The sequence below is a fragment of the Sporosarcina aquimarina genome (assembly GCF_019748715.1).
GTDB classification, from domain to species: Bacteria; Bacillota; Bacilli; order Bacillales_A; family Planococcaceae; genus Sporosarcina; species Sporosarcina newyorkensis.
Genome location: NZ_JACLBZ010000030.1, coordinates 1 through 15,162 on the forward strand (window position 1 = coordinate 1; position 15,162 = coordinate 15,162).

The 15,162-nt window shown below is 40.8% G+C and carries 13 protein-coding genes and 1 riboswitch; of the genes, 2 read left to right on the top strand and 11 right to left on the bottom strand.

Translation table 11 applies throughout. From position 1 onward, the window contains the following. Both H7J92_RS18075 and H7J92_RS13885 read left to right on the top strand, forming a co-directional pair. A partial coding sequence (locus H7J92_RS18075; RefSeq protein WP_221837546.1) for an IS3 family transposase occupies positions 1 to 86 on the top strand: 86 nt, incomplete at its 5' end. A 762-nt stretch (positions 87 to 848) separates the two neighbouring features. After that, positions 849 to 950: riboswitch (SAM riboswitch) on the top strand. A 140-nt stretch (positions 951 to 1,090) separates the two neighbouring features. Beyond that, a complete protein-coding gene (locus H7J92_RS13885; RefSeq protein ID WP_078817288.1) occupies positions 1,091 to 2,194 on the top strand; it encodes a 5-methyltetrahydropteroyltriglutamate--homocysteine S-methyltransferase in 1,104 nt (367 codons plus the stop codon). A gap of 117 nt (positions 2,195 to 2,311) precedes the next feature. On the opposite strand, the gene H7J92_RS13890 is transcribed toward H7J92_RS13885, so the two are convergent. From H7J92_RS13890 to H7J92_RS13940, 11 genes are all read right to left on the bottom strand, one after another. Beyond that, entirely contained in the window at positions 2,312 to 3,622 is a 1,311-nt protein-coding gene (locus tag H7J92_RS13890) for a Na+/H+ antiporter NhaC family protein (protein ID WP_139365957.1), read from the bottom strand. A 528-nt stretch (positions 3,623 to 4,150) separates the two neighbouring features. Next, on the bottom strand, positions 4,151 to 4,969 hold the full coding sequence (locus H7J92_RS13895) for a DUF3800 domain-containing protein (protein ID WP_078817287.1): 819 nt from the start codon (positions 4,967 to 4,969) through the stop codon (positions 4,151 to 4,153). A 507-nt stretch (positions 4,970 to 5,476) separates the two neighbouring features. Continuing rightward, entirely contained in the window at positions 5,477 to 5,704 is a 228-nt protein-coding gene (locus H7J92_RS13900) for a hypothetical protein (RefSeq protein ID WP_078817286.1), read from the bottom strand. 997 nt (positions 5,705 to 6,701) lie between these two features. After that, the gene (locus tag H7J92_RS13905) at positions 6,702 to 7,685 is read right to left on the bottom strand and encodes a 2-hydroxyacid dehydrogenase (RefSeq protein WP_078817285.1); all 984 of its coding nucleotides are present in this window, start codon (positions 7,683 to 7,685) and stop codon (positions 6,702 to 6,704) included. Positions 7,686 to 7,710: 25 nt separating this feature from the next. Continuing rightward, positions 7,711 to 8,859: a galactonate dehydratase gene (gene dgoD / locus H7J92_RS13910; RefSeq protein WP_078817284.1), complete on the bottom strand. Its 1,149-nt coding sequence runs from the start codon at positions 8,857 to 8,859 to the stop codon at positions 7,711 to 7,713. Positions 8,860 to 8,871: 12 nt separating this feature from the next. Further along, a complete protein-coding gene (locus H7J92_RS13915) occupies positions 8,872 to 10,347 on the bottom strand; it encodes a tripartite tricarboxylate transporter permease (protein ID WP_221837513.1) in 1,476 nt (491 codons plus the stop codon). A gap of 15 nt (positions 10,348 to 10,362) precedes the next feature. Next, positions 10,363 to 10,806: a tripartite tricarboxylate transporter TctB family protein gene (locus H7J92_RS13920; protein WP_246603009.1), complete on the bottom strand. Its 444-nt coding sequence runs from the start codon at positions 10,804 to 10,806 to the stop codon at positions 10,363 to 10,365. A gap of 59 nt (positions 10,807 to 10,865) precedes the next feature. Further along, on the bottom strand, positions 10,866 to 11,879 hold the full coding sequence (locus H7J92_RS13925) for a tripartite tricarboxylate transporter substrate binding protein (protein WP_078817281.1): 1,014 nt from the start codon (positions 11,877 to 11,879) through the stop codon (positions 10,866 to 10,868). Positions 11,880 to 11,895: 16 nt separating this feature from the next. Next, positions 11,896 to 12,924 carry a 2-dehydro-3-deoxygalactonokinase gene (locus H7J92_RS13930; protein WP_078817280.1) on the bottom strand — a complete coding sequence of 343 codons (1,029 nt, stop codon included), beginning with the start codon at positions 12,922 to 12,924 and terminating at the stop codon, positions 11,896 to 11,898. Positions 12,925 to 12,957: 33 nt separating this feature from the next. Next, complete coding sequence (locus H7J92_RS13935; RefSeq protein ID WP_078817279.1) at positions 12,958 to 13,587, bottom strand: bifunctional 4-hydroxy-2-oxoglutarate aldolase/2-dehydro-3-deoxy-phosphogluconate aldolase; 630 nt, start codon at positions 13,585 to 13,587, stop codon at positions 12,958 to 12,960. 154 nt (positions 13,588 to 13,741) lie between these two features. After that, entirely contained in the window at positions 13,742 to 14,509 is a 768-nt protein-coding gene (locus H7J92_RS13940; RefSeq protein ID WP_078817278.1) for an IclR family transcriptional regulator, read from the bottom strand. Between the last annotated feature and the right edge of the window lie 653 nt (positions 14,510 to 15,162).

A 15,162-nucleotide genomic window follows, 5' to 3' on the forward strand; every position in this document is an offset into this window, starting at 1 on the left:
ATTACGTAAATTGGTACAATACGATTCGGATTCATGGGACACTTGGTTATAAAAGTCCATTGGAATACAGATTAGGAACCTTATAAGTTTTGTTCAGTTTAGTGTTGACAATCCAATGATACCTTTTTAATCCATGAGTGTCTAATTTCCGTTGGGGCAAATGTTTTATTACGCTAATTAGGAAGGCCTAATTTACCTTATTTGGTTTAATGAGAAGACATACATTTTGATGGGTATGATTATGACAAGTGAGTTCTATGTGTCTGTCGTGAATTGACAGAACAAGTAGATTTCCTTTTATACTCCATGGCTAAAAAGTACGTATTTTTATGGTTCACGCTTATTCCATAGAAACCGCCGGATATGCCTTTATGTTTCACTTTTCTGCTTCAACAAAAGCACTTAACTTGGATTTCAATCCACACTCTCTATACAGAGAATGACTGCGATATATTGTGTTCATCAATACTTTAAATACTATATAGTGCAGTTAAAATCGTATTTCCCTAGATATGCAAACTAATATTCCTGATTTAAAGAGGATTTTGCTGTTTTTTTGCGCAAACCTCTTAGGGAATTTATGGGCACTTAGGGTCGCACTTTGTGATTCTCTCAATTATATCACACGTTATCAATTCTTTTTAAACTTGTATTTGACTAGTACCGATAATCCCGTAGAGGCTTCTTCCTTAGAGAAATAGATAGACCATGTAAGTAATTCAGGAAATGTTCAAGTTGTGTGATGAACTGGTACGACAAAATCATACTCAGATACAATCTATCATTTATTTATTGACAATTCTTTTCTACATGGTATATTGAGTTCTAACAACTTAATATTTTGAAATTTCTTATCTAGAGAGGTAGAGGGACTGGCCCTTTGAAGCCTCGGCAACGGACTTTTATAAGAACTGTGCCAATTCCAGTAGCATAATGCTAGAAGATAAGATGAGCAGGTAATTCCAATTTGTCTACCTATCCCTCTTCTTATTTATTAGGAGAGGGTTTTTGAATTTGGGAATTACCAAGGACATAAATTAATTTCGGTCCTACATTTTAATTAAAATTATAAAATAAGGAGTGGGTATTGATGGTAAAGACATTAGTCAAAGCGCCGTTTAGAGCGGATCACGTGGGGAGTCTATTACGACCGGAAAGAATTCATCAGGCAAGAAAGGATTTCCAAGAAGGAAACATTTCTTCACAAACGCTGCATGAAATCGAAACAGAGGAAATTAAACATATCGTTGATAAGCAAATCGAAGTAGGTTTGAAAGCAGTGACAGACGGAGAATTCCGCCGCAGATTTTGGCATACGGATTTTCTTGAGCATTTAAACGGAGTGGAAGGCTACATCCCGGAAGAAGGCTTTTCATTCAAAGGGGAAGAAACGGAAAGATACGATGTACGGGTTATCGGGAAAGTCTCCTTCAATCAGGACCACCCACACATAAAAGACTTCATCGAATTTAAAGAGATCGTCGGGGACCGTGCCATTGCCAAACAAACGATTCCGAGCCCCAACCAATTATTTAACGCGGGCATCCGCAACCCGGACATTTACCCGGACATTGAAGAATATGCAAAAGATATTATCAGTACGTACCGTGAGGCAATCCAAGCCTTTTATGATGCCGGGTGCCGGTATTTACAGTTGGATGATGTATATATCGCCGGTCTCAATGCTCCCGAAATTCCATTTAACGACGGCGGTCATTCCCGCGAAGAGTTAATTGACTTAGCATTGCGGGTAGCCAATGGGGTGTTGGAAGATAAACCAGAAGACTTAATTGTAACGACTCATCTTTGCCGCGGTAACTACCGATCTAATTGGGCTTTTGAAGGCAGCTATGCTAAAATCGCCCCTGTCTTATTTGCAAAGGAAAAAGTGGACGGATTCTTCCTGGAATACGACGATGATCGTTCCGGAGACTTCAAACCATTGGAATACATACCAAACGGCGGTCCCCGAGTCGTGCTCGGTGTATTCACATCAAAACACGGTGATTTGGAAAGTAAGGAGAATATTAAAGCACGTGTGGAAGAAGCAACAAACTATGTCCCATTGGAGCAATTATGCATCAGCCCTCAATGTGGCTTTGCTTCCACTCATCATGGCAATATTTTAACCGAAGAAGAACAATGGGCGAAGTTGAAATTCATTGTGGATATTTCCAAAGAGATTTGGGGATAAGAATTGAGCGAACGGCTTACATAGCTGTTCGCTTTTTTGGGTTTGTTCGAGGTACCAGGTCCCCACATATGACTTCTTGGACAACTTCTTTTTGGATTGAGATAAAAATCGTACTCCTTACTCCTTTTTCTCCGCCCCTTTAAACCTCGGAAAACCAACCAAAATCGCGATTACACAACAAATTCCCATCAATACTGGATAAAATGAATACATGATAATGCTCACCGGTGAAATGGCAGCGAGCCCCGAAGCAGCAAGCATTTGTACACCATAGGGCAAAACACCTTGCCAAACGCTAGAGAACGTGTCGAGCAAACTGGCCGACTTGCGGGGATCGATCTCATATTCATCCGCAATATGCTTCACGACCGGTCCAGTTATAATAATGGCGATTGTGTTATTCGCGGTCGCAATATCCGCTGCACTCACTAAACCCGCAATACCAAATTCGGCACCCTTTTTCGTTTGAATCTTACTCGTAATCATGCGCAATAAATAATCAATACCACCGTTATGCTGAATAATCCCAACGATGCCGCCAATTAAAATCGATACCATCGCCAAATCCTCCATCGCGACAACACCGTCAGCGATTGCCTTCAGATAGCTTTGCAAGTTGTAGGAGCCGTCCATCAAACCAATCACACCAGCAATAATAATCCCGCCTGCTAACACGATTAACACATGTGTGCCAGCCAAAGCACCGACTAAAACAGCCAGATATGGCGAAATTTTTACGAATTGGTACGGGTGGTTACCTGTTAGATCAGCTGTATTGCCGTGCGTTAAGAAGCCAAGAAGAATCATCGTCAAGATCGCACCCGGCAGGACAATAAAAAAATTCACTTTAAACTTATCTTTCATTTTCGTATGCTGCGTCCGGACCGCTGCAATCGTTGTATCCGAAATCATGGACAAGTTATCCCCAAACATCGCGCCACCAATAACAGTCGCCATGGCAAGCGCCACCGGAATATCCGTCTGACTGGCAATACCCACTCCGATCGGTGCCAACGCGACAATCGTTCCCATCGAAGTCCCCATCGAAATAGAGATGAAGCAGCCAATAATAAACAAACCGACCATGAGTAAATTCGCTGGCAACATCGACAACCCAAGATTGACCGTTGATTCAACAGCACCCATTCCCTTGGCGACACCTGCAAAAGCACCAGCCAAAAGAAAGATGACCGCCATTAAAAGGATATTTGGATGCCCTGCGCTCTTCATGAAAATATCAACTTTGGTGCCGAAAGACTCCTTTCGATTCATCACAAGCGCAAGTGCTGCCGCAATGAGAATGGCAACGTTCAGCGGCATGATAGAAAAATCTTTTGTAACGATACCTGAGCCGATGAAAAGAATTACAAAAACAATGAGCGGTAAAAACGAAAGGTGACTTCCTTTTTTCATGGTGTTGTTTGACATATCTATTCCTCAATTTCTTATCGTATATGGTAAGCATATTAGTTTACCATATATGAGGGGCGTTTCGACAGCGGTTTTACTTTTTCCGTTCCATTTCTCATGCTTGTCTGTGCGCAAAACAGACATGACTATTTCGATAGGCGCGTTTGCTTATTCATCCACGGGGCCTGTTTTAGTTTTGTGGTGTCTAGGCAAGTTAAAACCATTTCTATGCTTATGCAACAGTAGCGACTTATTCGTATAGCTCGCATAATCTTTAAGTTTGGAAAGGTTTTAAAATTGCTTTTGAGTATTTGAATCTCCACCTCGGCTGCACTTTGATTTTGACCATGCAGAATGTCTTTTATTTGAGCAATCAATTTCTGCTCAAATAAGGAAATTAGCACTTAATGAGTTAAGTCATTCAACATTCACATTACTCTGGCAACCGATCGGATAATACAAGAACACTCCAAAATCGTTCTAGACTTCCACCTTCTACTTTCGTATATTAGAAGAGCCGCCCTCTACATCACCATTACACAATTTTTATATTTTAAGGTAGTCATTAAAATTTCGATTGATGAACAATTTAATACTATAATTGAAATCAACTTCTACCAACTGGTTAGAATGATTCAACTGAAATAATCTTAAGCGATTTATTAAAGGTTGTAATTTATCATTCTTTAATAATTTCAGCACCAAGGCAATCTTAGCCTTTTTCTTGGTCCCCGGAGCAACCGGATTATCTAATATGAGACCGACCATGCCTAATAGCAAATCAATTAACTCTACTCCAATTTCTTTTCCCTTCGAACGATAATGGCATTCAGTTATGACAAAATACTCTCCTCGATAAAGTGAGTGTATGTTCAGAGTATCTTTCACATGCACATCGAGATGTTTGGAGCGATACTCGGTCGCATCCTCGATAAATATTTTTGCATGCAGCTGATTTTGTTCACCATATCCTCTCAACAAACCATAAAAAATTCTTTCAGGCAACTTTGTGTAAATCATATCACTTAGGATTTTCTGTTTTGAGGAGTAAGCTGATGTGAACAATCCTGCTTGGCTATCTAGCTTATTTCTTGAATAATGTATAATGTTTATTTGTATGTAAGGGACTAAAGGTTCTAGCAGCTCAAATAGTAACTCTATTCCCTCCCGATCCTTAGAGTAGCCTCCATAACTTGTCCAATGAAATTTGTACTTATCATTTAGCGCATGAATGTCAGCGTGGTTAGGATGATTGTAAACAATTGAAGGAATACTAACTGCCCCCATTAATTGAATGGGATCTTGTTTCTGTTTACCGCTTTCATCGAAGCAAATAATGATCTCTGTACTTTTAGTTCCATTCACAAAACCCACCACTTTCTTGACAGACTGTATGTATACTTGTTAAGATTAGTAACATAATAATATGTATGCGTATAACTCGTGTCATTTGAACACGCGTTAGCGTATCTCGTGAAAGAAACTCATGCCACTCGCGCATGCGTTTCTTTTTTTCAGAAAAGGAACTTTTTGTCCCCACTATATCACACCTGTTCCATATATTGTTTATCGAAAGATTCAATATCCATGTGACTTTCAGATTGAATGTCATACCTTTGAATAAATACGCGTACCAAATATAAACATTAAACAACGACAAACAAGTGGAAGGTGGCATTCAAACCAGCACACTTCCTATTGGACCCTACGCTTCTTTATTTTTCCAAATTCACTTCATGTGCATTCTTGTAGACCTAAGCAATCTACTCAAATGCCTTTTGATTAATTACAGTGAATTAATTCTTTTGTGCTGTCATCTGCAATAAATCAGTAAGGGATTGCGGATTAGTAAAATTGAACAACTACTATTATTTAAGACAGATAGTTCTCCAACGACATAATCGCATTCTGATGTTCTTGCATTTGCTTATCCAACCTCTCTTGCTCATCAGCTAACAATCGATGCTCTGCGGCGTACTGAGCAATCTCTTTCATCCCATGCAACTTGCGCTCGATCTCTGCAAGGATACGATCTTGCTGCTTAACCCGCTCCAGTTGCTGTTTAAGCAGTTCGAGTTCCTCTACGGAGTTTTCATACATAGATGTCGTCTTCCTTTAAGTTAAGTAGTACTTTTTATATCGGCTGATCAGGCAGATTATCTACTGGAAACAAGCTAGATAATCTGCCTGATGATCCAAGTAGGATTAAGCCGTCAAACATAAGATAATAGAACGAACATCCCCATTAACTGGTGAATTTAATGGAGGTTAGCAAACAATTATATCATCGGATTTGCGGGAAGTTGCTGGGGGATGGCTGTATAACGAAGCAAAGGTATCGAAAATCGAGGTTTCAATTCATTCACCGAATTGAAGATTTTGACTAGGCAGAATACTGCTATTCATAACTAAAAGATTTTTTACCGCTCACTCCCCTGTTTATAAATGAGTTGTAGATCCACGTCTCAAACAAATTTCTCGGAATGCTACACATTACAATCAAAGGCGCATGAAGTAATTACCGAGCTATATCAAACGTGGTAACCTGCCGGCAAGAAGGAAGTGCCTTTTCAATTCCTAAATCACTATTTAAACGAGGAGGCATTGTCTTGCTGGTATCAGGATGATGAACATCTAAAAGTTGTGAACGAAAAACGGTTTCGAAACGAACGACTATCTACTTACCATCAACGATTTCCCTTTTAAAGTCGACTGTGGAGATGAATGAAAAACTAAACAAGTTGGATACACTTATTTGTCATGAGGGTAAAATTGTTTGTAACGCTTCATTGTTTAAGCTAATTACAATATATTGTGCTGTAGTGTCAGAAATGAGTGCTTATCAAATTAGAATTCAAGATGTCCAGCGCGAAAAACTAGCTAGTATACGGCAACAAACTGGGTTAACGGGAAGCCAGCTAGTGGATTATTGTTTTAGAGAGTGAAATTTATGTAAGTCTGAATTATATGACAGTTACACTTCCCAATGATGTTTGAAATTCAGAATTGAGGATTAGTTGTGCGGGAACCTAGTAACTTTTTAATAAAAGCTTCAATGGCGTCAGAAAGATGACACCACTAAAGCCTCGATTTAACTTCATTTTACTAAGTCTTGTAGTTCCTTCACAACATTTGGAGGAGTTTGATTCGTAAGGGCTGCCACCATGTTTTCTGCAGCTGTCATAGCCATATCGAATCGGGTGTTGTTGGTGCAGGAACCTATATGAGGCAATGTAATAACATTATTCATCTTCAACAGAGGGTTATCTTTTTCTATAGGTTCTATTTCAAATACATCGAGCCCGGCAGCACGGATTTCATTATTCTGCAAAGCAGAAATCAAAGCCTGTTCATCGACCACTTTTCCTCTCGAACAATTAATGAAGACCGCATCATTTTTCATGAGCTCAAACTGCCCTTTGCCTATAATATGAGTTGTAGATTCATTAAGAGGCAGCATAACGACCACATAATCAGACTCCCTTAACAAATCATCTATGTCTCTATATAATACGCCGTATTGGTTTTCCAATTCTATTTTCCGTGACCTATTATGATAAAGAACTTTCATATCGAAACCGGCACTTGCCCGTTTCATAATTTTTTCCCCGATACGGCCCAATCCAATAATACCTATTGTCGCGTGATGAATATCCTTCCCGTAAAACTCCCGGCTATCCAACGGCTTTTCCCATTTACCCTCTTTGACATAGCGGTCGAATTCTACAATTCTTCTTCCCGCGGAAAGCAGCAGTCCAAATACCAAATCAGCGACCGAGTCATCTAGCACGTAGGGAGTATGTGTGCCAATGACCCGTCTTTCTCTCATCGCCTCCGTATCAAACGCATCGTATCCCACTGCAATATTGCTCACAACCTTCAAGTGAGGGGCATATGTTAAGAACTCCTTCGTGATTACCCCTTTTGGAGTCATCAGTCCTTCTACTTCAGCTACTTCCTTCAGCAATTCACTTTTTGGAATCGCTTCTTCCTTGTTCCAGATTTTATACTCACAGTGTTGTGCTATATAATCTTCCACCTCTTGAGGTATGGGCTTAGCAATAAATACTTTGGGCTTCATACAGAACTTCCCTCCTATTCAACTGTTACCACTCTGCTATACTACCATCCTTATGTCTCCACACAGGACTTTTCCAATTATGTCCTATCTTGGCTTGCCGTCTCACATAATCTTCATCGATTTCAATGCCCAGACCGGGAGCTTTAGGGATTGCGACATAGCCTTCCTTATAGTCAAAAACAGATTTATCAGTAATATAGTCTAATAAATCGCTGCCTTTATTATAATGAATTCCCAAGCTTTGTTCCTGTATGACCGCATTATGAGAAGTTGCATCCACTTGTAGGCAGGCAGCTAGAGCAATCGGACCAAGCGGACAATGAGGGGCAAGAGCCACATCATATGCTTCAGCCATACCGGCAATTTTCTTTACTTCCGTGATTCCACCGGCATGCGACAAATCGGGCTGGATAATGTCTACATAGCCATCGTTTAATATATTTTTAAAATCCCATCTAGAATACATTCTTTCGCCCATTGCAATCGGAATTGCGGTATGTTGAGCGATTTCCTTAAGAGCTTCCATATTCTCGGTAAGTACGGGTTCTTCAATGAACATAGGTCTGAATTGCTCCAATTCCTTAGCCAGTATTTTTGCCATCGGCTTATGTACACGGCCGTGGAAATCAATGCCTATTCCTATATATTCCCCTACAGCATCCCTTACAGCGGCTACTCTTTCCAGTACTTGATCCACTTTTTCAAACGAGTCAATATACTGCAATTCTTCCGTCCCATTCATTTTCAAGGCAGTAAAACCCGCATCAGCTATAGACTTGGCTGCCACTCCTACATCAGAAGGACGGTCTCCTCCAATCCATGAATATACTTTAATAGAATCTCTGCAAGCGCCACCCATTAATTGATGAACAGGCGCATTGAAAAACTTCCCTTTAATGTCCCACAGCGCCTGATCAATTCCTGATAGTGCACTCATTAGAATAGGACCACCCCTGTAAAATCCTGACCGGTACAGCTTATTCCAATGATCCTCTATATTCATCGGGTCTTTCCCTATTAAATATTCCATCAATTCCTCTACACAAGCTTTTACAGTATGGGCCCTCCCTTCCACGACAGGCTCTCCCCAGCCTACCAATCCTTCATCTGTTTCTATTTTGAGAAACAGCCATCTGGGAGGCACCTGAAACAATTCAAAGTTTGTAATTTTCATCTATACTCCTCCTTATGATTTTTTAAATAATTTTTTCGAAAATAACGGTGTGAACAGAGTAATAACCGCAATCACTAATAGAACGACCGTAATAGGTCTTGTATAGAAAATACTCAAGTCCCCTTGCGACATAACCAAAGCTCTTCGGAAATTGCTTTCCAACATCGGTCCTAAGATCAACCCTAAAATGACGGGTGAAGCTGGAATTTTAAACCGTTTAAAAAAGTAACCTACTACACCAGCGATAAACATTACAACTATATCGAAGTAATTATTTCCTAATGAATAGGCACCTACCACACATAACATAAGGATCAGCGGCGTGAGTATTGTTTGTGGAATTAACAGCACTTTTGTGAACAAACGAATTCCAAGCAGACCAAAGACCAATAACAGTACATTCGCCAACAGCATTCCCACAAATAACGTATAAACGATTGGCCCATTCGATTCAAATAACATTGGACCGGGCTGCAACCCCTGCACCATTAACGCTCCCAATAAAACTGCTGTAACCGCATCTCCGGGAATCCCCAAAGTCAATAACGGGATCATAGCTCCTCCAGTTACACTGTTTCCCGCTGCCTCTGGCGCTGCTACCCCACGCAGATCACCTTTGCCGAACTCCTCTTTATTTTTGGCAAATCGTTTCGCTTCATTATAGGCGACGAAAGCTGCAATATCCGCTCCAGCTCCCGGAACCATGCCTGTAAAAGTCCCAATACCTGCGGAACGGAGAATGGTACCAATCAATCCTTTAAACTCCAGCCACTTTAATTTCACTTTATCAATAGTCACTTTCACTTTATTTTCAGTGAATATGTCTTCCATTGATTTAAAAGCTTCAGAAGCCGCAAACAGTCCGATCATAATAGGAATAAAATTAATACCGGAAGACAATTCCGACATTCCAAATGTAAAACGTGGAAAGCCTCCGATTGGGTCCAATCCGATTGAGGCGATCAGCAGTCCCAATGTTCCGGCCATTAATCCTTTCACAAGTGAATCTCCGGCGATGCTGGATACAATCGACAAGCCAAATAGCGCCAAAGCGAAAGACTCAGGCGCGCTAAACTTTAATGCGAAATTAGCTAATTGCGGTGCAACTAAAATGAGTACAATTACACTGACAAGACCACCAATTGCACAAGACAGTGTTGATACTGTTAGCGCCTTCTGTGCTTTTCCCTTCTGAGTAAGCGGGTACCCGTCGATTACAGTAGCTGCAGAAGCGGGGGTACCCGGTGTATTGATTAAAATAGCGGTCAGTGAGCCTCCGTACACTGAACCAAAATAGACCCCGATCAGTAATAAAATCCCGGTCACCGCATCCATTCCGAAAGTCAAAGGCAGCATCAGCGCGACCCCCATAGTCGAAGTTAGACCGGGCAGGGATCCAATGATAATCCCTAATAAAGTACCAAAAGTCAGGAAAAGAAGAACATCCCAGTGAAGAATATTAACTATACCTTCCATTAATAAACTCATTTAATCACCGCCTTTTTATAAGAATAAAGATCCCATGGGAATCGAAACTTTCAATAGTTTTTCAAATACAAGAAAGACAAACAAAACGGCCCCTAACGGAACACTCACCAACGTAACAGCCTTACGGACTTTAGAAAAAAACAACAAACTGAAGATCGTTAAAGCTGTGGATACATAAAAACCGATATAGGGAATGACCAAAATATAAGCCAGCACAATGACCATCGAGATCAATGCGTATCTAACTGTTTGAGAACTTTCTTCATTTTTCGAATGATCCCGTATCCCCTGAATTAATAGTATAATCCCAAAAAGAATCAACAAACCGCAGTATATTCTGGGCAAAAATGCCGCCCCCGTATCCGCAGTGTTTAATTTAGGAAAGTCCAGAGTCAAATAGTAAAACAACCCGCCTAAACAGATAGAAATAATCCCACTCGTTATATGCGGAACCTTCATAGCCACACACCTCACTTCTATTAAATAGTGAAAAAACAAAGATTGGGAAGTCCCAATCTTTATTTATTGCCTAAGCCCAACTCTGCAAACATCTCTTTGTAATAATCGTAGTTTTCATCCATGAACGCATTAAATTCATCTGCTTTCTTCAATTCAATTCCCAATCCATTACTGCTCATGAATTTTTTGAAGCCCTCTTCATCCGCTGCCTTCAAGAAAGCATCCTGCAGAATTGTGACAATTTCATCCGGTGTGTCGTTTGGTACTGTGATCCCTCTCCAAGTGGCAATTGTTTCACTTTCAAGGCCTGCTTCTGTAAATGTCGGTACGTCAGGAATAATATCTGATCTCTTATCAGACATTATTGCAAGGGTCTTCAAGTTACCGGCATCCAGCTGAGTTTTTACTTCTGCCGGACTGACTGTGACTGCGTCCACATGTCCACCGACCAAAGCTGTTACAGCAGGTGCAGCTCCTTCAAATGGTACGTGGTTTAATTCAATGTCTGCATTCTTAGCTAAACTTTCAGCAGCCACATGCCAGATAGAGCCCGTTCCCGCATTACCGACCTGAAGTTCACCAGGATGCTCTTTAGCATAATCAATAAATTCTTCCAATGTATCATACGGTGCATCTGCAGGAACTGTAAGTGCCGCTGGATCCAAGTTGATCATAGCAACCGCTTTCATCTGGTCCTGATTCAACGTGGAAACGCCCATATGTTCAAGCATTGTTAATTCTGCAATAACCATAGTTACTGTATAGCCGTCCGGTTTCGCATTAGCGCCTTCAGTCATTCCGACAGAACCACTGCCACCCGGCTTATTAACTACGCCAATAGACTGTCCCAAGTGCTTTTCAACATCTGCCGCCAACGCTCTTGCAGTCGCGTCTGTTCCACCGCCGGCTGATGTAGGTGAAATCATCGTGATGGCTTTCGACGGGAAGTCTGTTTTGTCACCTGAGCCGGCACTGTCACTTGCATTTTCCGATTTGTCATTTCCACATCCTGCGATTGCCAGCATCAATACTGACACAATAAACAATCCGATACACTTCATACTCTTCTTCATACAATTACCTCCCTAATTATATATGTTTTTTACAATTTTTGAATAAATTCTGATCAATTCTTTCAGCAACTTCCTGTGCGCCCAATACAAGAGAGTATTCAACCTGCAAATCACTTGCCTCAATTACATTCCATTTTGGACCCAAATGCTTCAGCAGAATAGTAAATAAGCTTCGTAAAGGATTAGATCCGCCAACTACAACCCACTCAATATCTTTACTATCATGAACACTACTCAGAAGAGATTTCAGATCCTCATGGATTACTGCACCCGCATAATAGTTGGCTCTTTCGTTATCCGTTACATCTGTGAAAAGCTCCAGCAGTCTAACATGATAAAAGCTTCGGGTAAGACCATGCGTTTCCGCCGCTCTGAACCCTTTAAGCAACATACTTTCATCGACTGATTGAACCAGTTTTGAGCTCACCGAATCAGATAATATAGTTTCTTTTTGAATGGCCATCAGTGTTTCACCAGCCAATGTAGATAGGCAGGAAGACAGTGTACGATTTCGATCCACCATCACAAACTTTGTATGGGAGCCCGGCAATACCAAAATCCCTCTCCCTTCTAATTCCAATTGCTTTAATAAACCTAGAGATTCAACTTCTTCTCCCCGCATTACATCAAATTGATTAATTTGATCAACCTGATCAGCCACATTTGCTGCATAGTTGCTCATACCCGGTACAAAAATACAGGGAATATTAAAAAATTCGTCTAATATCGCGACTTGAGAATTCTTTGCAAAATCTTCTGCAGTAACAGGCGCAGTCAGATGAGGCACCTCAAGAATTCCTAGTTTAGAGGTAATCATCCCTGAAGCTACTATATACTCGATATTAGCTGCAGATAAATTATTTCTTTCCAGTAAATTTGCAATACCGTTATGTAAATGATTTTTCAGTCCTTCATTCGTTCCCTCAATCGCTGTATTCCTGACACCGATGCGAACTTTTTCAATATCTGTTATCAAGTTCTTACTGCTTTCGATCAGTCTGATTCGTGAATTGGTTGTTCCCGAGTCAATAAGGATGGTAAACATTTCATCACCGCTTTTCTGTATTCATCTCGCTGTCTATACTTGGCGTGCCACCTCTACAAATTGTGATGCTCGCCGCTGAATTTCTTCAAAGTTGCCTGTCTGAACCAATTTGTCATCCACAAGTGAGCTGCCGATTCCCAAAGATGATGCACCAGCCTCTAAATAGCTTTTGGCATTATCAAGAGAAATCCCACCTACAGCCATTGTTTGGACAAATGGCAGTGGTCCCTTAAGATCTTTCAGAAAACCCGGCCCTAAATTTCGAATAGGGAATATTTTAACCATTTTGGCTCCATATTCATACGCAGTCAGAGCCTCGGTAGGTGTAAAAACACCAGGAATCAATGGAACATCATACCGGTTTGATGCTTCAATCGCTTTTGATGAAAGCGTAGGAGCCAATAGAAAACTGGCTCCTGCATTTATTGCCAGTACAGCTGCTTCTGAATCCAGGACAGTGCCAGCCCCGATGATCAAGTCAGGGTAAAGCGCTTTCATATCCTCTATGCTTTTCAGGGCGCCAGGGGTGTTCATTGTGATTTCAACGGTCCGGATTCCTCCTTTATAAAGGCTGCCGACAGTTTCTGCTAATTTCTCAGACGATTGACTGCGGATGATGGCTACAATCTTTTCATTAGCTATTCTCTCTAGAATCGAATTCATTCTAACGCTCCCTCTCTATTCCTTAATAAGGAACACCGTTTCATTAAATGATTATTTTTTAGTCGTTCCTCAATAAGGAACGACGTTTCACTTAATTACTTTATACAATTATATAGCTAAACTAAAAACAAAGTCAATTCAAAATTAATATTTTCTAAATAACTCCCCCTAAATCCATAGAAATTGCTTTTGATGTTTTGAGTACTTCTGCCGCCATTTCTTCAAGCTTTTCCTCGCTTACCCTCATAATCGGGCCTGCTACACTTATGCCGGCAATCACCTCACCTTTGTAGTTCAAAATGGGAGCAGCTGCGCATTTGATACCCAGCTCATGTTCTTCATCATCTATCGAGTAGCCTCTGTTCCGGATCATCTCCAAATGATCGAGCAGTGCGTCAAGCTCGATGATCGTCTTCGGTGTGAACCCCTCTAATCCTTTTTCCTCCACAATCGTAACGATTTCCTGGTGAGGCAAGAATGCAAGAATGGCTTTGCCAACTCCTGTACAGTGCATAGGGGCACGTTTTCCGATATTAGAAAACATCCGGATTGTTGCAGAGCTTTCAATTTTATCAATATACACAATTTCTGACCGTTCTCTAATCACTAGATGGGCTGTCTCTCCTACTTTTTCAGCCAGCTGTCGGAGATGCCCGGATGCTATGTTACGGATATCCAGATGATCTGTAACAGTCTGGCCGAATTCGATCAGCTTCAGGCCAAGTATATATTTCTGATTTTCGGGATCCTGTCGCACGAATCCTTTCTTGAGCAATGACATTAATAACCGGTGCGCTGTACTCTTCGATACTTTTAACTCCGTCGATAACTCAGTAACACCGAGACCTTTTGGAGCTTCTTTAAGTTTTTCCAGGATCAGTAATGCCCGGTCAACTGATTGTACAGTTCCTACTTCTCTCATTTACTAACAACCTCCCAAGTTCCCCATTAAGGAACGACGTTTTATTATCATCATTATACGGGTATACAGTAAAAAAACAAGATTTTAGGCAAGCGTATAATATAAAAAAATACGTACCTTTTCAGCACGCTGCACAAATAGCCCTGCTGCTTCTAATTTTTAGAGCAGAGGGCTATCCTTTTCGATAATTGATCTGGATTTGTGGGGACCGTGGCAGATACGCACCAAGTAGATTAGTATCTTGTTGTAAGGAAAGGTTCGACAGTTCCGTGAACAGTTTTTAAATCTACTTACCCTCAATGATTTCTCTCTTAGAGCCGACTGCGGAGATTAATGAAAAACTAAACAAGTTGGTTACACTTATTTGCCATGAAGGTATAATTGTGTGTCACGCGCCATTGTTTCAGCTATTCACAAAAAATGTTATGTAGTGTCAGAAATGAGCGCGTATCAAATTAGAATTCAAGATTTCCAGTGTAAAAAAACCGGTAGTATACGGCAACAAATCGGATTAACGGTGAGCCAGCTGGTTAATTATTGTTTTAGAGTGTGAAATGTATACGATTCAGTGTAGTGTCTGAGTTATGCAGTGACCTAGTACTTATCCCTAACTACGTTTTTTTGTAACCCAGCATTTACTTACGACGACAAAG